General features: G+C 68.1%; 18 protein-coding genes. 7 read left to right on the forward strand and 11 right to left on the reverse strand.

Annotated elements, in window-relative coordinates; translation table 11 throughout:
• Positions 1–81 precede the first annotated feature (81 nt).
• The gene (locus ACK6C6_RS10385) at positions 82–486 is read left to right on the forward strand and encodes a hypothetical protein (RefSeq protein WP_409267226.1); all 405 of its coding nucleotides are present in this window, start codon (positions 82–84) and stop codon (positions 484–486) included.
• Here the strand turns inward: ACK6C6_RS10385 and ACK6C6_RS10390 are convergent.
• The 4 genes from ACK6C6_RS10390 to ACK6C6_RS10405 are packed head-to-tail and all read right to left on the reverse strand — an operon-like array spanning position 483 to position 4,324.
• Positions 483–1,049 (reverse strand): GNAT family N-acetyltransferase, encoded by a 567-nt coding sequence (locus ACK6C6_RS10390; RefSeq protein WP_409267227.1) that lies wholly within the window; start codon positions 1,047–1,049, stop codon positions 483–485. The two genes, ACK6C6_RS10385 and ACK6C6_RS10390, sit on opposite strands and share 4 nt — an antisense overlap.
• 10 nt (positions 1,050–1,059) lie before the next feature.
• Entirely contained in the window at positions 1,060–2,019 is a 960-nt protein-coding gene (locus ACK6C6_RS10395) for an alpha/beta fold hydrolase (RefSeq protein ID WP_409267228.1), read from the reverse strand.
• Positions 2,016–2,825, reverse strand: coding sequence for an SDR family NAD(P)-dependent oxidoreductase (locus tag ACK6C6_RS10400; RefSeq protein ID WP_409267229.1), 810 nt, complete (start codon positions 2,823–2,825; stop codon positions 2,016–2,018). The genes ACK6C6_RS10395 and ACK6C6_RS10400 overlap by 4 nt, the downstream gene beginning before the upstream one ends.
• Positions 2,822–4,324 (reverse strand): flavin-containing monooxygenase, encoded by a 1,503-nt coding sequence (locus tag ACK6C6_RS10405; protein ID WP_409267230.1) that lies wholly within the window; start codon positions 4,322–4,324, stop codon positions 2,822–2,824. The genes ACK6C6_RS10400 and ACK6C6_RS10405 overlap by 4 nt, the downstream gene beginning before the upstream one ends.
• Before the next feature lie 90 nt (positions 4,325–4,414).
• Between ACK6C6_RS10405 and ACK6C6_RS10410 the strand changes: the two genes are divergently transcribed.
• Positions 4,415–5,041: a TetR/AcrR family transcriptional regulator gene (locus ACK6C6_RS10410; protein ID WP_409267231.1), complete on the forward strand. Its 627-nt coding sequence runs from the start codon at positions 4,415–4,417 to the stop codon at positions 5,039–5,041.
• Positions 5,042–5,098: 57 nt separating this feature from the next.
• Here ACK6C6_RS10410 and ACK6C6_RS10415 read toward each other — a convergent pair whose 3' ends face one another.
• From ACK6C6_RS10415 to ACK6C6_RS10440, 6 genes are all read right to left on the reverse strand, one after another.
• On the reverse strand, positions 5,099–5,605 hold the full coding sequence (locus ACK6C6_RS10415) for an outer membrane beta-barrel protein (protein WP_409267232.1): 507 nt from the start codon (positions 5,603–5,605) through the stop codon (positions 5,099–5,101).
• 14 nt (positions 5,606–5,619) lie between these two features.
• Positions 5,620–6,141 (reverse strand): outer membrane beta-barrel protein, encoded by a 522-nt coding sequence (locus tag ACK6C6_RS10420; protein WP_409267233.1) that lies wholly within the window; start codon positions 6,139–6,141, stop codon positions 5,620–5,622.
• A 238-nt stretch (positions 6,142–6,379) separates the two neighbouring features.
• A complete protein-coding gene (gene lpdA, locus ACK6C6_RS10425) occupies positions 6,380–7,792 on the reverse strand; it encodes a dihydrolipoyl dehydrogenase (RefSeq protein ID WP_409267234.1) in 1,413 nt (470 codons plus the stop codon).
• 4 nt (positions 7,793–7,796) lie between these two features.
• A complete protein-coding gene (locus ACK6C6_RS10430) occupies positions 7,797–9,149 on the reverse strand; it encodes a dihydrolipoamide acetyltransferase family protein (protein ID WP_409267235.1) in 1,353 nt (450 codons plus the stop codon).
• 1 nt (position 9,150) lies between these two features.
• A complete protein-coding gene (locus ACK6C6_RS10435; RefSeq protein WP_409267236.1) occupies positions 9,151–10,200 on the reverse strand; it encodes an alpha-ketoacid dehydrogenase subunit beta in 1,050 nt (349 codons plus the stop codon).
• Positions 10,201–10,202: 2 nt separating this feature from the next.
• Positions 10,203–11,435, reverse strand: a complete 1,233-nt coding sequence (locus ACK6C6_RS10440; protein WP_409267237.1) for a 3-methyl-2-oxobutanoate dehydrogenase (2-methylpropanoyl-transferring) subunit alpha — start codon at positions 11,433–11,435, stop codon at positions 10,203–10,205.
• Between the two features lie 231 nt (positions 11,436–11,666).
• On the opposite strand from ACK6C6_RS10440, the gene ACK6C6_RS10445 reads away from it, so the two are divergent.
• Complete coding sequence (locus ACK6C6_RS10445; protein ID WP_409267238.1) at positions 11,667–13,250, forward strand: EAL domain-containing protein; 1,584 nt, start codon at positions 11,667–11,669, stop codon at positions 13,248–13,250.
• Here the strand turns inward: ACK6C6_RS10445 and hcaR are convergent.
• On the reverse strand, positions 13,247–14,149 hold the full coding sequence (hcaR, locus tag ACK6C6_RS10450) for a DNA-binding transcriptional regulator HcaR (protein WP_209586572.1): 903 nt from the start codon (positions 14,147–14,149) through the stop codon (positions 13,247–13,249). The genes ACK6C6_RS10445 and hcaR overlap by 4 nt on opposite strands.
• 137 nt (positions 14,150–14,286) lie before the next feature.
• Here hcaR and hcaE point away from each other — a divergent pair, with 137 nt between their 5' ends.
• Genes hcaE through hcaB form a run of 4 tightly spaced genes read left to right on the forward strand, consistent with a single transcriptional unit; the run spans position 14,287 to position 17,341 of the window.
• Entirely contained in the window at positions 14,287–15,651 is a 1,365-nt protein-coding gene (gene hcaE / locus ACK6C6_RS10455) for a 3-phenylpropionate/cinnamic acid dioxygenase subunit alpha (RefSeq protein ID WP_409267239.1), read from the forward strand.
• Positions 15,644–16,186, forward strand: coding sequence for a 3-phenylpropionate/cinnamic acid dioxygenase subunit beta (gene hcaF, locus ACK6C6_RS10460; RefSeq protein WP_209586574.1), 543 nt, complete (start codon positions 15,644–15,646; stop codon positions 16,184–16,186). The genes hcaE and hcaF overlap by 8 nt, the downstream gene beginning before the upstream one ends.
• Positions 16,187–16,190: 4 nt before the next feature.
• Entirely contained in the window at positions 16,191–16,511 is a 321-nt protein-coding gene (gene hcaC / locus ACK6C6_RS10465) for a 3-phenylpropionate/cinnamic acid dioxygenase ferredoxin subunit (RefSeq protein WP_209586575.1), read from the forward strand.
• On the forward strand, positions 16,511–17,341 hold the full coding sequence (gene hcaB, locus ACK6C6_RS10470; RefSeq protein WP_409267240.1) for a 3-phenylpropionate-dihydrodiol/cinnamic acid-dihydrodiol dehydrogenase: 831 nt from the start codon (positions 16,511–16,513) through the stop codon (positions 17,339–17,341). Before hcaC ends, hcaB begins: the two co-directional genes overlap by 1 nt.
• Positions 17,342–17,348 lie beyond the last annotated feature (7 nt).

Here is a 17,348-nt window from a genome sequence, read left to right on the forward strand (position 1 = left end):
CCCGCCTCCGGTCGCGGACTATTCGTGCGCGGCGCCGGCCGGACTATCATGGAAGGCCTATTCCATGACAAGGAGGCCAGCATGTCGATGCAGAGCGAAGGCAAGGACGCCAAAGGACGCAACTACGACCAGGTAACCCGCGACGGCACCAGCAGCGCCGGCAGTATGGGCACCGGCGGCACCGGAGATATCGGGCAGATGGGCAGTCAGGGGCAGGGCAGCCAGCAGTCGGCCAGCCGCTCCGACGACTTGCTCGCCGGCGACACCACCCACCAGGAGGCCGACCAGGCCTTCAGCGGCGGCAGCCAGGGCGGCCAGATCCAGACCGGGATGGAAGGGATCGGCAAGGGCAGCGGCGCCAGCCGCCAGTCGGCTCAGCAATCCAGCCAGCAGTCGGGCCAGCAGGCGGGCCAACAGGGAAACATGCCCAGCGGCCAGACCGATTCCGACCAGTACGACCAGGGCACCGCGCCACGAGAGCGCTAGGCAGTTCTTGCGGCGCCGGCCGGCGCCTCCGTGCTGCGCAGGCGGTACAGCAGGTGCCGCGACAGCGGGTGCTCTGCCGCCAGGGCGGGGTGCGCGAACGCGCCCCCGCTGTCTTCGCGCATGCCCAGCTTTTCCATCAGCGCGCGCGAGCGCAGGTTGGCCGGGACCGTGAAGGAGACGATCTCGCTTAGTCCGAGCTCCGTGAAGCCGAAGCGCAGGCAGGCGCGCGCCGCCTCGCCGGCTACACCCTGGCCCCAGTAGCGGGCCGCGAGGCGCCAGCCGATGTCGGTGCAGGGGGCGAAAGGCAGCCCGGCTTCATGACGCTTCAGGCCGACGAAACCGGCCAGTTCGCCGCTTGCCGCCAGCGTGACGGCGAAATAGCAGGCGCCGCTGCGCGCGTACAGATCCTGCTGGGAGGCGATGAAGGCCTCCACTTGCGCCATCGTGAGCGGGCCGGGCAGGAATTCGGTGACGCGCGGGTCCTGGTTCAGTTCCCAGAAGGCCTGGGCATCGCTCGCTTCCCAGGTGCGCAGCAGCAGGCGTGGGGTCTGGATGATGTTCATGGGCGGCATATTAACGCGCGAGCGCCGGGCGCGCCGCGACCACGCCTTCGATGAAGCTTGCGGTGAGCTCCGGCTGGGTCACTGGCAGCATGTGTCCGCCCTCGACCAGTTGCAGCCGGCCATCCGGCAGTTTGTCCACCAGCGCCTGGCCGTTGGCGCGCCAGTCGAGCAGGCGGTCGCCGCGGCCGAACAGTACGTGCACAGGCATGCGCAGCTCGCCGTAGCGGCCTTCGATGCGCGGCATGTGGCCGGCCAGGGCCTGCACGTCGGCCGAGCCGGCCAGGAATGCTCCCGGGCGCAGGCCGAGCAGGCCGCCGCCGCGGGTCGCGAAGTCGGGCGGTGCGCTTTCCGGGCCGAATACCTCGCGCAGGATCCCCTTGCTCGTGACGATGCCGAGCGGGACCGCCAGCGTCGCCGCGAACAGGCGGCGCAGCCAGGCGGTTTCGATGGTCATCGAGCGGAACACGGCCGGCACGGCCCGCGGCGCGTGGCTGAGCGGCGCCAGCAGGGCCAGGGCGCCGACCTGCCGCGGGTGCTCGAGCGCCAGGGTGAGCGCGGTCGCGCCGCCCAACGAATGCCCGACCACGGTCGGCCGCTCCAGTCCCAGCTTGTCGATCAGCGCGGCGATGGCGCGTGCCTGGGTCGACAGGTCCGCCGCCATCCCGCCAGGACGCGTCGAATAGCCGGAACCCGGCCGGTCCACCGCCACTACGCGGTAGCGGCTCGACAGCGTGCGCAAGGCGCCGTAGTTGAAATGCGCCATCTGGCCGCCCAGCCCGTGGATCAGCAGGATGGCCGGGCCACGCCCCTCGTCGCGCACGTGCAGGCGCACGCCTTCCACCTCGACGAAGCCGCCGGCGGGCGGCAGGAAGGCCTCGATGCGGCGCGCGGTGCGTCGGCTGAACGCGGCCAGCAGGAGGAGCAGCAGCGCGAAGCCGCCAAGGACGGCCAACAGGAGGTGCAGCTTCATCGTGCGCTCGCTTTCTTCAGGAGTTGCCAGTAATGGACGGGGCTCAGGCGTTCGAGCAGGGCGACGAACCTGGCGTCGCCGCCGACCAGGATGCGGGCCCGGCGCCGCTCGATGCCGCGCACGATGATCTCGCCGGCCTGCTCGGGCGGCATGCGCAGCAGGCGCTGCGCGCTCGCGCGGCCGTGCGCGATGTCCTGCTCCGGCGCGTCTTTCGGCACGCGCGCGTTGTGCGCGATCGCGGTCGCCACCCCGCCCGGATGCACCACGCTGACCGCCACCGTACTGCCCTCGAGCTCGTGGCGCAGCGCATTGCTGAAACCGCGCACGGCGAACTTGCTGGCCGCATAGGCGCTCTGGCCCGGCGGCGCAACGATGCCGTAGATGCTGGAGAGGTTGACGATGCGGGCGTCGTCGCTCTGGTGGAGGTGGGGCAGGAAGGCGCGCGTCATCCGGACCACGCCATGGAAGTTGATCTCCATGAGCCAGTCGAAATCTTCTTCGGCTACCTGCTCGAAACGGCCGCCGAGCGCGACACCGGCATTGTTGACCAGCAGGTCGACCCGGCCGTGCAGGTCGAGCACCTCGGCCGGCAGCAGGCGCACGGCAGCGCGGTCGGCCACATCCAGGCGGTGGCTGGAGGCGCGCACCCCGAGCGCCCGGGCTTGCCTGGCTGCCTCGCTGGCCGCCGCGCCGTCGATGTCGGCCAGGGCCAGGTGGCAGCCGCGCCGGGCCAGGGCAAAAGCGGTGGCGCGCCCGATGCCGCCGCCGGCGCCGGTGACGACGGCGACCCGATTGGCGAGCTTCATGGCATGGCTCCCGGCTGACCGAAGCGCAGCACGCCGTCGTCGATGCGCCCGAAGCGGATGGTCAGGAGGTCGCGCAGGTAGTTCTGGTAGACCTGCCAGGGCTTGCGCGCGCCCTGTTTGGGCAGCAGGTGGCGGGCCCGCTCGACGTAGCCCGAGTTGAAGTCGAGGAAGGGGACTTCCGGCACCTCCGGGTCGCGCTGCGCCACCGCGATGGCCTGGCCGCGGGCGTCCATGTGGCGCAGCAGGCGGCACACCCAGGCGGCGGTCAGGTCGGCCTTCAGGGTCCAGGACGCATTGGTGTAGCCGAAGGCCAGCGCGCAGTTCGGGACGCCGCTCAGCATCATGCCCTTGTAGGACATGGCGCGGCTGGGGTCGAGCACGCGCCCGTCCACTACCAGGGTAGCGCCGCCGAACAGCTTCAGGGTGAGGCCGGTGGCCATCACCACCAGGTCGGCCGCCAGCTCGCGTCCGGATTGCAGCAGGATGCCGTCCCTGGTGAAGCGCGCGATGCGGTCGGTGACCACCGAGGCGCGCCCGAGGCGAATCGCCTTGAACAGGTCGCCGTCCGGCACCACGCAGACGCGCTGGTCCCAGGGCTTGTAGCTCGGGGTGAAGTGCTCTGCCGCCGCCTCCGGCGAACCGAGCTGCTGGCCGGCCATCTCGACGATCTTGCGTTTGACCAGTTCCGGCTTGCTGCGCGCGAGCCAGTACAGGAACATGCTCTCGCCGAGCACGCGCCAGCGCGTCAGCGCATAGACCAGCCCCTGCGGGAGCAAAGCCTGCATGCGCTGGGCGAAGCGGTAGCGCGAGGGCCGGGCGACGACGTAGGTCGGGGTACGCTGCAGCATGGTCACATGACAGGCGCGGTCGGTCATCGCCGGCACCACTGTGACGGCAGTGGCGCCGCTGCCGACCACCACCACCCGCTTGCCGCTGTAGTCGAGGTCCTGGGGCCAGAACTGCGGCTGCACGATGCGCCCGGCGAAATCCTGCTCGCCCTCGAAGCGCGGGCGGTAGGCCTCGTCATAGCTGTAGTAGCCGCTGCACAGGTAAAGAAAACAGGCCTGCAGCGTGCGCGTCGTGCCGTCGTGCAAACGCGCCTGCACGGTCCACAGCGCGTCTTTCGAGCACCAGCTTGCGCCAACCACCTTGTGGCCGTAGCGGATGTGCGGCTCGATGCCGTGCTCGCGCGCGGTACTGCGCACGTAGTCGAGGATGGCGGGGCCGTCGGCGATCGCCTTGGCATCCAGCCAGGGGCGGAAGGCGTAGCCGAGCGTGTACATGTCGGAATCGGAGCGGATGCCGGGATAGCGGAACAGGTCCCAGGTGCCGCCGATGGCCTCGCGCGCCTCGAGGATGGCGTAGCGCTTGCCGGGGCAGACCTGCTGCAGGGCGCTTGCGGCGCCGATGCCGGACAGTCCGGCGCCGACGATGAGCACGTCCAGCGGGACTTCCTGCGCAGCGCCGTCCACAGGAGGGATTGAAGCGGGTGGATGCATGGTGTCTCGATCTCTTTTTTATATTGACACTGTACATTGTCAGAATCACGGTGACAAGTTTGGAAACAAGTTTCTGTGTAGAATGTAGCCATGAAAGCAGAGCTCACCACCACCCGTTCCTACCGCGGGCTGTCCCAGGAAGAGCGGCGTGCCGACCGCCGCGCGCGCCTCATCGCCGCGGCCATCGCCGTCTATGGCGAGCGCGGCTACCACCAGGCCACCGTCAAGGCGGTCTGCGAGGCGGCCGGCCTGACCGAGCGCTACTTCTACGAATCCTTCCCCAACAGCGAAGCGCTGCTGATCGACTCCTTCAATGCCGTGACCTATTCGGTGCTGGGAGAAATCACGCGCGCCGCCAGGGAAGCGGGACGCGGGCGCATCGCGCGCTCGCGCGCCATGCTGCATGCCTATTTCGCCGCGCTGCAGCGCGAGCCGCAGTCGGCGCGGGTGTTCCTGGTGGAGATCCGCGGCGTCAGCCGCGCGGTGGACCTGGCCTTCGATGCGGCGCTGCGCGCGATCGGGCGCGAGGTGGCCCGCATCGTGGCCGCACCCGGCGTGCCGGACGACGAGCTGCTCCAGGCCGGGGTGGTCGGCGGCGTGATCCACATCGCGCTGCGCTGGATCGACAACGGCTATGCGCCGGCGATCGAGAGCGTGGTCGATACGGCGCTGCGGCTGGGCACCGTGCTGTCGGCCCCGCGCCGCAGCGCCGCCTAGTTCTTCCGGGACGCAAAAAAGCCCGGCAGCGCCGGGCCTGGAAGAGGGCGAAGCCGCTCAGAACTGGAAGGACAAACCGGTGCTCAGGTTGGTCGCCTGCTGGGAGATCTTCTGCACCTCGACGCGCGCCGCGATCGCCGGGCTGATCGCATAGCTCAGGCCGATGCCGTACAGCGCCTTGGTGGTCGAATCCTTGTTGGTGAAGCCCCCGGTGCTGAAACGCTCCTGGATGCGGGCCGCGCCAAGACGGCCATAGATGCTGAAACTTTCCCCGATCGGCATGCCGCCCACCAGCGACAGCGAGGTCTGGTCGGCGCGCAGGTTCGCACCGTCGCTGCCCCAGCGATAGTCGCGCTCGAACAGGCGGCGCTGGCCCAGTTCGACGGCGAAGTTCGGATGGAAGTTGTAGCCCACGAAGCCGCCGAAGCTGGTGTCGCGACCGTCGACATCGGTGATCTTGGTGCGGCCGATGTCGGCGCCCGCATAGAAGCTGCCGGGCTGCGCGGCGAAGCTGGCCGAGGACGCGGCGATCAGGGCGGCTGCGACTGCGATTTTCTTGAACATGGCGCGCCCTTTCTTCAGAACTGGAAGGCGACGCCGGCGCTCAGGTTGGTCGCGTCGCTGGCAGGCTTCTGCACTTCGAGGCGCGCCGAGACGGCCGGGGTGAAGGCGTAGCTCAGGCCGACGCCGTACAGGGCCTTGGTGGTGGAGTCCTTGGCGCTGAAACCGGCCGAACTGACCTTGGCTTCCAGGCGGTTCACGCCCAGGCGGCCGTACAGGCTGAGGTTCTGGGCCACCGGCAGGCTGCCGACCAGCGACAGGTGGGCCTGGTCGAGCTTCGCGCTGCCTTCCATGAATGCGGTGCTCGGGCTGCCGACATAGATGTCGTAGTCCGCCAGGCGGCGGTAGCCGGCTTCCACGGCGAAGTTCTGGTGGAAGTTGTAGCCGACGAAACCGCCGACGCTGGTGTCGCGCTTGGAAACGTCGTCGACCTTGGTCTTGCCGACATCGCCGCCGGCGTAGAAGGTATTCGGTTGGGCGGCAAAAGCGGCCGAGGAAGCGATGAGCAGGGCGCTGGCAGCTGCGATTTTCTTGAACATATTGATGCCTCTTTCTTTCGTTGATGCGCTGGGGCGATTCCCGAGCACGGCGCAATTATTGCAGCTGGGATACGTTAACTGCAATTTTTCACTATGCACAATTTTGCAAATATTGTTTGCAAATGTAACCATGTATGCATATTTTGTTTGCCTTGTGCTCAATTTGAGCAAATCCCGCTGAAGACTGGGCAATAAAAAAGCCGCCTGGTCAGGCGGCTTCCGGTGGCGCGAGCAGCGCTCAGATGTGCAGTGCGTGCCCCAAGGCGCGCAGCGCCGCTTCCTGCACCGCCTCGCCCAGGGTCGGGTGGGCGTGGATGGTGCCAGCGATGTCCTCGAGCTGCGCGCCCAGTTCGATCGACTGCGTGAAGCCGGCCGCCAGTTCGGATACCGCGCCGCCCACGGCCTGCCAGCCGATGATGCGGTGGTCGCTCTTGCGCGCCACCACGCGCACGAAACCGTCGGTGCTGTCGATGGTCATCGCGCGTCCGTTGGCGCTGAACGGGAAGTTGGCGGTGACGATCTCGATGCCCGCCTTGTCGGCGTCCAGCGGCGACATCCCGACCACGACGATTTCCGGATCGGTGAAGCACACCGCGGGAATCGCACTCGGCGCGAAGTGGCGGCGCTTGCCGGACACGATCTCGGCCACCATCTCGCCCTGGGCCATGGCGCGGTGCGCCAGCATCGGCTCGCCGGTCAGGTCGCCGATGGCCCAGACATTGCGCATCGAGCTGCGGCACTGGTCGTCCACCTTGACCGCGCGCCCGTTCATGTCGAGCATCAGGTTTTCCAGGCCCCAGCCCGTGGTGCGCGGCTTGCGGCCCACCGCCACCAGCACCCGGTCCGCTTCCAGCAGGGCTTCCACGCCGGAAGCGTCGCGCACCCGGACGCGCTGCTGCCCGTCCTCGCCGTCCATGCCGAGCACCGAGGTCGCCAGGCGCAGCTCGACGCCCAGGCGTCCCAAAGCCGCAGCAACCGGCTTGACCAGGTCGGCGTCATAGGCGGGCAGGATGCGGTCCGCCGCTTCGACCACCGTCACCTGGCTGCCCAGCTTGCGGTAGGCGGTGCCCAGTTCCAGGCCGATGTAGCCGGCGCCCACCACCACCAGGCGCTGCGGAATCTCACCGGGCGAGAGCGCTTCGGTGGAGGAGATGACCGGACCGCCGAAGGGCATGAAGGGCAGCTCCACCGCCTCGGAGCCGCTGGCCAGCAGCATGTGCTCGCAGCGGATGCGTACCGAGGCTTCGCTCTCGCCGTCGGCGCGCACCTCGACGGTCTTGCCGTCCAGGATCGTGGCCCAGCCGTTCACCAGCTTGACGCCGTTCTTCTTGAGGAGGGCGCCGACCCCGCCGGTCAGCTTCTTGACGATGCCGTCCTTCCAGGCCACCGTGCGTTCGAGGTCGATGCGCGGGGCGGCGGCGCAGATCCCGAGCGGCGAAGTCTCGGCCGCATAGCTGCGCGCCTTGCAGAACTCTTCGGCTGCGTGGATCATCGCCTTGGACGGGATGCAGCCGATGTTCAGGCAGGTGCCGCCGGGCGCGGCGCCTTCGACCAGCACGGTCGGCACGCCGAGCTGGCCGGCGCGGATGCCGGCCACGTAGCCGCCCGGTCCGCCGCCGATGATCAGGAGTGTGGTAGTCAGTGTCTCCATATGCTCACTCCACGAAGATGGTGGCCGGGGTTTCGAGGTAGCCGCGGATGGCCTGCACGAACTTGGCCGCCACCTGGCCATCGATGACGCGGTGGTCGAACGAAGACGACAGGTTCATCATCTTGCGCGCCACCATGGCGCCATCCTTGATCACCGGGCGGTCGACGATGCGGTTGGGGCCGATGATCGCCACTTCCGGACGGTTCAGCACCGGGGTGGTCACGATCCCACCCAACGGGCCCAGGCTGGTGATGGTGATGGTCGAGCCGGTCAGCTCGTCGCGGGTGGCGCGGCCGGCGCGCGCGGCATCGGCCAGGCGCGCCACCTCGGCAGCCGCGGCCCAGGGGTCGAGCGTCTCGGCGTGGCGCACCACCGGCACCATCAGGCCGGCCTCGGTCTGGGCGGCGATGCCCAGGTGCACTCCCTCGAACTGGGTGAGGAGGTTGTTGGCGTCGTCGTAGCGCGCGTTCATCATCGGGTACTGGCGCAGCGCCAGCACCACCGCACGCATCAGGAGCGGCAGGAAGGTCAGCTTGCCGCGCTCGGCGCCATACCTGGCGTTGAGCTGGGTGCGCAGGGCTTCCAGTTCTGTGACGTCGACTTCTTCCACATAGGTGAAGTGCGGGATGTTGCGCTTGGCTTCCTGCATCTTCTCGGCGATCTTGCGGCGCAGGCCGATGACCGGCGCCGATTGTTCGCCCTCGCGCTTGGCGTAGCGCTCGTCGCGGCCCGCGGTTTGCGCGCCGCCGCGGCGGCCCGCCACGTGGGCGTCGAGGTCGGCGTGCGTGATGCGGCCCGCCGGGCCGCTGCCGTGCACGAACTGCAGTTCGATCCCGAGGTCCCAGGCGCGCTGGCGCACGGCCGGCGCGGCCAGCGGCTTTTCGCCCTCGGCGCGCATCGGCGCCGGGCCGTTCTGGTACGAACGCTGCTGTGGCGCCTGCGGTTTCGATGGCGGTGGCGCCGCCGGCGCGGCCGCCCTGGCGCTCGTAGCGTGCGAGGCCTCAGCCTGCGCCACCGCTTCCAGCTGCGGTTCCGCGACTTCTTCGCTTGGTGCCGTTGCGGCGGCGGACTTGACCGGTTCCTGTTTCGCCTTCTCGCCGGAGAAGTTGCCGGCGCCTTCGACCTCCAGGCGGATCAGCTCCGCGCCCACCGCCAGCGACTGGCCGACCGCGCCGCCCAGGCTGGTGATGGTCCCGGCGACCGGCGAGGGAATCTCGACGGTGGCCTTGTCGGTCATGACGTCGGCCAGCACCTGGTCTTCCTTGACCGTGTCGCCCGGCTGCACGTGCCAGGCGACGACTTCGACCTCGGCGATGCCTTCGCCCAGGTCCGGCATCTTGATGACATGAATGCCCATATTATTTTCCCTCCAGCGCACGTTTCAGGGCCGCGCCGACACGGTCGGGCCCCGGGAAATAAGCCCATTCCTGCGCATGCGGATACGGGGTGTCCCAGCCGGTGACGCGCTCGATCGGCGCCCCCAGCTGGTAGAAGCAGTGTTCCTGCACCAGGGCCGCCAGCTCGGCGCCGAAGCCGCTGGTGCGGGTCGCCTCGTGCACGATGACGCAGCGCCCGGTCTTCTTGACCGAATTGACGATGGTCTCCAGGTCCAGCGGCCAGATGCTGCGCAGGTCGATCACCTCGGCGTCGACGCCGGATTCGCGCGCCGCCGCTTCCGATACCCAGACCATGGTGCCGTAGGCCAGCACGGTCACGTCATTGCCCGGGCGGACGATGTTGGCCTTGTCCAGGTCCACCGTATAGTGCCCTGTTGGGACGTTGCCCAGCGCGTGGCCGGACCATGGCACCACCGGACGGTCGTGGTGGCCGTCGAAGGGGCCGTTGTACAGGCGCTTGGGTTCCAGGAAGATCACCGGGTCGTCGTTCTCGATCGAGGCGATCAGCAAGCCCTTCGCATCGTAGGGGTTGGACGGCATCACGGTGCGCAGGCCGCACACGTGGGTGAAGAAGGCTTCCGGACTCTGGCTGTGGGTCTGGCCGCCGTAGATGCCGCCGCCGCAGGGCATGCGGATCACCATCGACGAGGTGAACTCGCCCGCCGAGCGGTAGCGCAGGCGCGCCGCTTCCGACACGATCTGGTCGGTGGCCGGATAAAAGTAGTCGGCGAACTGGATCTCGACCACCGGGCGCAGACCGTACGCCGCCATGCCCACCGCGGTGCCGACGATGCCGCCTTCGGAGATCGGCGCATCGAACACGCGCGACTTGCCGTACTTGGCCTGCAGGCCGTCGGTGACGCGGAACACGCCGCCGAAATAGCCGACGTCCTGGCCGTACACCACGACGTTGTCGTCGCGTTCCATCATCACGTCCATGGCCGAGCGCAGCGCCTGGATCATGGTCATCGGCATGGTTGCCGTTTCTTTTGGTATGTCGTCTCGCGCCATGCTCACACTCCCAGTTCCTGGCGTTGCCGGCGCAGGTGCTCCGGCATGTCCTTGTACACGTCCTCGAACATCGTGGCGGCGCTCGGGGCGCGCTCGTCGCCCAGGATGCCGTAGGACTCGGCCTCTTTCTGGGCCGCGAGGACTTCTGCCTCGAGTTCGGACTGCACGCGCTCGTGCTCCTCGTCCGACCACCAGCCCTGCTTGGTCAGGTACTGGCGCAGGCGGGCGACCGGGTCGCCCAGCGGGAAGTGCTGGAAGTCGTCGGCCGGGCGGTAGCGCGAGGGGTCGTCCGAGGTCGAGTGCGGGCCGGCGCGGTAGGTGACCCATTCGATCAGGGTCGGGCCCAGGTTCGAACGGGCGCGTTCGGCCGCCCAGCGCGAGGCCGAGAGCACGGCCAGGAAATCGTTGCCGTCCACGCGCAGCGAGGCGATGCCGCTGCCGATGCCGCGGGTGGCGAAGGTGACGCTCTCGCCGCCGGCAATCGCCTGGAAGGTCGAGATCGCCCACTGGTTGTTGACCACGTTGAGGATGACCGGCGCGCGGTACACGTGGGCAAAGGTCAGGGCCGTGGAAAAATCGGATTCGGCGGTGGCGCCGTCGCCGATCCAGGCCGATGCGATCTTGGTGTCGCCTTTGATGGCCGAGGCCATCGCCCAGCCCACCGCTTGCGGGTACTGGGTGGCCAGGTTGCCGGAAATGGTGAAGAAACCGGCGCGGCGCACCGAGTACATCACCGGCAGCTGGCGGCCCTTGAGCGGGTCGCGCTCGTTGGACAGCAGCTGGCAGATCATTTCCACCAGCGGCACCTGCTTGGCGATCAGCAGGCTTTGCTGGCGGTAGGTCGGGAAATGCATGTCGCCGTCTTCGAGGGCCAGCGCCTGGGCCGTGCCGAGGGCTTCCTCGCCGAGCGAGAGCATATAGAAGGACATCTTCTTCTGGCGCTGGGCGATGACCATGCGGGCGTCGAAGATGCGGGTTTTCATCATGGTGCGCAGCCCGAAACGCAGCAGTTCGGGATCGACCTCGGGCGCCCAGGGACCGACGGCGTCGCCGTTCTCGTCCAGGACGCGGATCAGGCCGGTGGCGATGTCGCTCGTATCGAGCGGCGCCACGTCGACGGGCGGACGCCGGACGGCGCCGGCGGGACTCAATTGCAGGTACGAAAAATCGGTCTTGCAGCCCGGGCGGCCGGTAGGCTCCGGTACATGCAGCGACAGAGACTTACTCTGACTCATAAACGCTTCCCCTTTGTAAGGTGACTTGCGGCAAGCATGATAAGGCGAACGGCCGCGCACACGAAGTCCTTTTCATATTGCTATGCAGCATACTGTGGCCGGCCGATGCCCGCCGCTGTCACCGGGACGGTACAAGGACGGTTCGGGCAAGTCCTGTGGATTGCGGGCCGCGTGCGGCGACTGTAGTATGGACTGGCGCAGCACCCCGTTCATGCCCGTCCGCAGGGAATCATGAAAAAAACTGCCGTCGTACTCCTGACACTCTTGGTGGCGATCGCCGGGATCGGCCTGCCGATCTGGCTGGCGATCGAAGAGGCCCAGCGGCAGGCTTTCAAGGTGGAAAGCGACCACGCGCTCGGCTACGCGCGCGACGTGGTACTGCGCGGCGACGAGACCGGGCGCCAGGTGCAGGCGGCCGTGGCACGCCTGGCCCCGCATGCGGCGGCGCCCTGCGCGCCGGCGGCGATCGCGCTTATGCGTGCAATCGACCTCGGGTCGAGCTACCTCCAGGCGGTCGGCCATGTCGAAGGCAACCGGATGCTGTGTTCCTCGATCGTGGGCCGGACGCAGGTGCTGGACCTGGGGCCGCCCACGTATCGCAGCCCGACGGGCGTGCTGGTGCGCACCGAGGTAGTCCTTCCTTTCGCAGCGCAGCAGACTTTCCTGGTGGTGCAGGTCGGCCACGTCGCCGCCATCGTGCACGCCCAGCGGCCGATCGACACCGCCAAGAGCGAACCGGACGTGGCGCTGGCCACGCTCCCGCTGGACGTTGCAGTTCCGCTCAGCGCCCGCGGCCACATCGACCCGGCCTGGACCCGGCGGCTCGGCAAGGAGCGCGAAGTAGTGTTCGTGGACGACGGCCACATCGTCGCCGTGGTGCGTTCGAGCGTCTTCCAGGCCGCCGGCATTGCCGCGGTGCCGCTCACCTACCTGCGGATCCGCTCGCAGGACATGGCCCTGCGCCTGGTGCCGGCCGGCTTGCTGGCCGGCCTCGCGCTCGGTGTCGCCATCCTCTACCTCGCGCGCCAGCAGCTGGCGCTGCCGGCGGCGGTCCGGGCCGCGCTGCGGCGACACGAATTCTTCCTGGATTACCAGCCGGTGGTAGAACTGCGCAGCGGCCGCATCACCGGCGTGGAAGCCCTGGTGCGCTGGCGCCGGCCCACCGGCGAGATCGTGATGCCCGAACTGTTCATCCCCATCGCGGAGCAGGACGAGACCATCGTCAAGCTGACCGACCAGGTACTGGAACTGGTCCGCCGCGACACCGGCTTCTATCTGGAAAGCCATCCCGACTTTCATATCGGTATCAACGTGGCGCCGGCCGACTTCCATTCGCCCGACTTCCTCGACAAGCTGCAGGCGATGCTCGAACAGACCGGCGCGCATCCGTCCAGCATCATCCTCGAGGTGACCGAGCGCGGCCTGCTCGACCCGGTGGTCGCGCGCGAGACCACGGGCGCCTTGCGCCGGCAAGGCTTCGCGATCGCGATCGACGATTTCGGCACCGGCTATTCGAGCCTCTCCTACCTGGAGACGCTGGAACTCGATTTCCTGAAGATCGACCGCAGCTTCATCGAGGCGATCGGCACCGAGGCGCCGACCAGCCAGGTGGTCGGACACATCATCGCCATCGCACGCGACCTGGGGCTGCGCATGATCGCCGAAGGGGTCGAAAGCCAGGCCCAGGCGGAGTTCCTGCTCCGGCACGGGGTGCAGTACGCGCAGGGCTGGCTGTTCGGACAGCCGATGTCCTTCGCCGAGGTCCTGCGCCGGATGGAAGAGGCGGAGAAACTGGCCGCGCGTGCGGCCGGCTAGGTCGACACCCCGCCGCGCACGTCGGCGTGGCGCGCCACCAGTTCGCGCAGCACCGCGAGCGCCGGCGAGTCGTCGCCGGCGCGCCATGCCATCAGGAGATCGATCTCCGGCGCCGTTCCCGCCAGCGGCCGGATGCAGATCGAGGGATTGGTCAGCGCCGTGACGTAGTCCGGCAGCAGGCCGATGCCCAGGCCCATGCCGATCAGGTTCAGGTTGAGCAGGGCATTGGTGGCGACCTGGGCCACCTTCGGGCGCACCCCATGCTCGGCGAAATAGGCCTCGACGATCGGGTAGAGCTCGCCGGAATACAGCGGATCGGTATGGACGAAGGCTTCGCCGTCGAGTTGTTCGGGGGCGATTTCCTGGAACTGTGCGAGCGGGTGCGCGGCCGGCAGGACCACCACCAGCGCTTCGCGCAGGACCACTTCGCTGGCGATGCCGGCCGACAGGACCGGTTTGCGCAGGAAAGCGATGTCGACCTCGTGATCGAGCAGCATCTTCTCCTGTTCGATGGTGGGATTGCTGCGCAGCTCCACGCTCAGGTCGGGGAGGCGCATGCGCAGGCGCGGCAGGATCGCCGGAAAGATCCGGACCTCGGCGGCCGGCACGAAGCCGATCGTGATCGTCGAGTTGGCCTTGCGTCCGACGTGGCGCGCCCGCATCACGGCCCGCTCGGCCTGCTCCAGCGTCAGGCGCGCTTCGGTCAGGAACACCTGGCCCGCCGCGGTCAGTTCCACCTTGCGCCGGGTGCGCGACAACAGCAGCGTTCCCACCTGTTCTTCCAGATCGCGGATCTGCTGGCTCAGCGAAGGCTGGGCCGTGCACAGGCGCTCGGCCGCGCGCGTAAAGCTGAGTTCTTCGGCGACGGCGACGAAATAGCGCAGGTGGCGCAGCTCCATGGGTTCCTCCGGTTCGATTGCTGTGTTATCGCTAAAACGTCTTAAAAGCGACAAACAAAATATTATACAGATGGGAGTCTTCCTACGATGATATGCCGAAGTTCTTCAACCATGAAGCCTCGTAGAGGAGACGCAAAATGTCTGAAAAAGCCATCGACTTCGATGCGCTGGTCGACGCCCGTAGCGGCCGGGTTGCATCGTCAATCTATACCGACCCCGCGCTGTATGAACTGGAACTGGAGCGCATCTTCGGCCGCTGCTGGCTGTTCCTGGCCCACGTCAGCCAAATCCCCAAGGCTGGCGACTTCTTCAATACCTATATGGGGGAAGACCCGATCATCGTGGTACGCCAGAAGGACGGCTCGGTCAAGGCCTTGCTGAACCAGTGCCGCCACCGCTCGATGCGGGTCAGCCACGCCGATTGCGGCAACACCCGCGCGTTTACCTGTCCCTACCACGGCTGGTCGTATGGAACGGATGGCAGCCTGGTCGACGTGCCGCTGGAACAGCGCGCCTACCCGCACGGCCTGTGCAAGGAAAAGCTCGGCCTGCAGGAAGTGACGCGGGTGGCCGAGTACAAGGGCCTGATCTTCGGCAACTGGGATCCGGAGGCGCCCTCCCTCGAGGAATACATGGGCGACATCGCCTGGTATCTCGACGGCGTGCTGGACCGACGCTCGGGCGGTACCGAGATCGTCGGCGGCGTGCAGAAATGGGTCATCGACTGCAACTGGAAGCTGCCGGCGGAGCAGTTCGCCAGCGACCAGTACCACGCACTGTTCTCGCACGCCTCGGCGGTGCAGGTGCTGGGCGCCAAGCCGGATGCCGCCGAGAAGGCGCTCGGCGCCGGCCAGACCGCCCGCCCGGTGTGGGAGACCGCCAAGGACGCGCTGCAGTACGGCCAGGCCGGCCACGGCAGCGGCTTCTTCTTCACCGAGAAACCCGACGCCAACGTCTGGGTGGACGGCATGGTGTCGCAGTACTACCGCGACACCTATGCCGAGGCCGAACAGCGCCTGGGCAAGGTGCGGGCCCTGCGCCTGGCCGGCCACAACAACATGTTCCCCACCATGTCGTGGCTGAACGGCACCGCCACGCTGCGGGTCTGGCACCCGCGCGGCCCGAACCAGGTGGAAGTCTGGGCATTCTGCATCGCCGACAAGGACGCCCCGGAAGAGGTGAAGCAGGCCTTCGAACGCAGCGCCACGCGCGCCTTCGGCCCGGCCGGCTTCCTCGAGCAGGACGATTCCGAGAACTGGGTCGAGATCCAGAAAGTATTGCGCGGCAAACGCGCACGCGCCACCAAGCTGGTGGTCGAGATGGGTATCGGCAACGAGAAGAAGCGCGAGGATGGCATCCCCGGCGTGACCAATTACATCTTCTCGGAAACGGCGGCGCGCGCGATGTACCGCCGCTGGGCCGACCTGCTGGCCTGCGACAGCTGGGAGCAGGTGCACGAGCGCACCCGCGCCTATGACGCGGAGGTGCTCAAGCATGGCTGACACCACCCCCGAGCTGCTGCCGCGCGTGCCGCTCGCGCTGCACCACGAGATCGCGCAGTTCCTGTACCACGAAGCCGAACTGCTGGACGACTGGCGCTTCCGCGACTGGCTGGACCTGCTGGCGCAGGACATCGCATACACGATGCGGACCACGTCCAATGCCCAGACGCGCGACCGCCGGCGCGGCGTGCAGCCGCCCACGACCTGGATCTTCAACGACACCCATGCCCAGCTCGAACGGCGCATCGCGCGCCTCGAGACCGGCATGGCCTGGGCCGAGGAGCCGCCGTCGCGGACCCGGCACCTGGTGACGAACCTGGTCGTGCGCGCCACGGAGAACCCCGACGAATTCGAGATCCGGCTGAACTACTTGCTGTACCGCACCCAGAAGGAGCGCGACCAGGCGCTGTATGCCGGCAAGCGCATGGACCGGGTACGCCGGGCCGACACCGCCGCGGGATGGCAGATCTGCCGCCGCGAGATCGTGCTCGACCAGGCCACCCTGACCACCCATAACCTCAGCGTACTTTTCTGAAGCCATGACACGTATTCTCGTTTGCGAAGACAAGGCCTTGCCGGACGGCGGGGCGATCAAGATCGACGGCCCCGGCGAAGCCGTCGCCGTGTTCCGTTCGAACGGCGAAGTGTTCGCGCTGGCCGACCGTTGCAGCCACGGCAATGCCTCGATGTCGGAAGGCTATGTCGAGGACGACGGCACGGTCGAGTGCCCGCTGCATGCGGCGCGCTTCTGCCTGAAGACCGGCGCGGCCCTGTGCCAGCCGGCCACCGAGCCGCTGCGGACCTTCCCGGTCGCGGTGGTGAACGGCAACATCTACATCGAACTTCCGGAGGCCGCGTGATGCGCGCGCCGCAAGAGGGCGGCTGGCTGCGCGGCCAGGTGGCCCTGATCACCGGCGGCGGCTCCGGGCTCGGCCTGGCGCTGGTCGAGCGCTTCTTGAACGAGGGTTGCCGGGTCGGGGTGCTGGAGCGCTGCGCCGACAAGGTGGCCGCGCTGGAAGCGCGCTTCGGCGCCGACGTGGTGGCGGTGCAGGGCGACGTGCGCTCGTTCGCCGACAACGCGCGCGCCGTGGCGGCCACGCTCGCCCGTTTCGGCAAGCTCGACACCTTTGTCGGCAACGCCGCGATCTGGGATCACGCCGCGAGCCTGATGGACCTGCCCCCGGAGCAGCTGGACCAGGGTTTCGACGAGCTGTTCCCCGTCAACGTCAAGGGCTACCTGCTGGGCGCCAAGGCCGCCGCCGCGGCCCTGGTCGAGACCGAGGGCAGCATGATCTTCACGCTCTCGAACGCCGCGTTCTACCCGGGCGGGGGCGGGCCGTTGTACACCGCCAGCAAGCACGCCGCCGTCGGCCTGGTGCGCCAGCTGGCCTATGAGCTGGCGCCCAAGGTGCGCGTGAACGGCGTGGCGCCGTGCGGCATGGCGAGCGACCTGCGCGGCCCGGCCGCGCTCGGCCAAGAAGGCAAGCGCATCATGGATTCGCGCTCGCCCGAGGCGATTGCCGGCATCCTGCCGCTGCAGTTCTTCCCGGAGGCCGCCGATTTCACCGGCCCCTACGTCATGTTGGCCTCGACTGCCAACAACCGCGTGCTGAGCGGCGTCATGATCAATGCCGACGCCGGCCTGGGCATCCGCGGCATCCGCCACGTGGCGGGTGGCCTGCATCTATGAGAAGGGC

The sequence above is a fragment of the Massilia sp. BHUDP2 genome, assembly GCF_046236355.1.
In the GTDB taxonomy this organism is placed as follows: Bacteria; Pseudomonadota; Gammaproteobacteria; order Burkholderiales; family Burkholderiaceae_D; genus Telluria; species Telluria varians.

Coding starts and splice junctions, on each gene's coding strand:
- ACK6C6_RS10390 (WP_409267227.1), bottom strand. CDS start 1,049: ATGAACATCATCCAGACCCCACGCCTGCTGCTGCGCACCTGGGAAGCG.
- ACK6C6_RS10440 (WP_409267237.1), bottom strand. CDS start 11,435: ATGAGTCAGAGTAAGTCTCTGTCGCTGCATGTACCGGAGCCTACCGGC.
- hcaE (WP_409267239.1), top strand. CDS start 14,287: ATGTCTGAAAAAGCCATCGACTTCGATGCGCTGGTCGACGCCCGTAGC.
- hcaR (WP_209586572.1), bottom strand. CDS start 14,149: ATGGAGCTGCGCCACCTGCGCTATTTCGTCGCCGTCGCCGAAGAACTC.
- hcaF (WP_209586574.1), top strand. CDS start 15,644: ATGGCTGACACCACCCCCGAGCTGCTGCCGCGCGTGCCGCTCGCGCTG.
- hcaC (WP_209586575.1), top strand. CDS start 16,191: ATGACACGTATTCTCGTTTGCGAAGACAAGGCCTTGCCGGACGGCGGG.
- hcaB (WP_409267240.1), top strand. CDS start 16,511: ATGCGCGCGCCGCAAGAGGGCGGCTGGCTGCGCGGCCAGGTGGCCCTG.
- ACK6C6_RS10420 (WP_409267233.1), bottom strand. CDS start 6,141: ATGTTCAAGAAAATCGCAGCTGCCAGCGCCCTGCTCATCGCTTCCTCG.
- ACK6C6_RS10395 (WP_409267228.1), bottom strand. CDS start 2,019: ATGAAGCTGCACCTCCTGTTGGCCGTCCTTGGCGGCTTCGCGCTGCTG.
- ACK6C6_RS10415 (WP_409267232.1), bottom strand. CDS start 5,605: ATGTTCAAGAAAATCGCAGTCGCAGCCGCCCTGATCGCCGCGTCCTCG.
- ACK6C6_RS10410 (WP_409267231.1), top strand. CDS start 4,415: ATGAAAGCAGAGCTCACCACCACCCGTTCCTACCGCGGGCTGTCCCAG.
- ACK6C6_RS10445 (WP_409267238.1), top strand. CDS start 11,667: ATGAAAAAAACTGCCGTCGTACTCCTGACACTCTTGGTGGCGATCGCC.
- lpdA (WP_409267234.1), bottom strand. CDS start 7,792: ATGGAGACACTGACTACCACACTCCTGATCATCGGCGGCGGACCGGGC.
- ACK6C6_RS10405 (WP_409267230.1), bottom strand. CDS start 4,324: ATGCATCCACCCGCTTCAATCCCTCCTGTGGACGGCGCTGCGCAGGAA.
- ACK6C6_RS10400 (WP_409267229.1), bottom strand. CDS start 2,825: ATGAAGCTCGCCAATCGGGTCGCCGTCGTCACCGGCGCCGGCGGCGGC.
- ACK6C6_RS10435 (WP_409267236.1), bottom strand. CDS start 10,200: ATGGCGCGAGACGACATACCAAAAGAAACGGCAACCATGCCGATGACC.
- ACK6C6_RS10385 (WP_409267226.1), top strand. CDS start 82: ATGTCGATGCAGAGCGAAGGCAAGGACGCCAAAGGACGCAACTACGAC.
- ACK6C6_RS10430 (WP_409267235.1), bottom strand. CDS start 9,149: ATGGGCATTCATGTCATCAAGATGCCGGACCTGGGCGAAGGCATCGCC.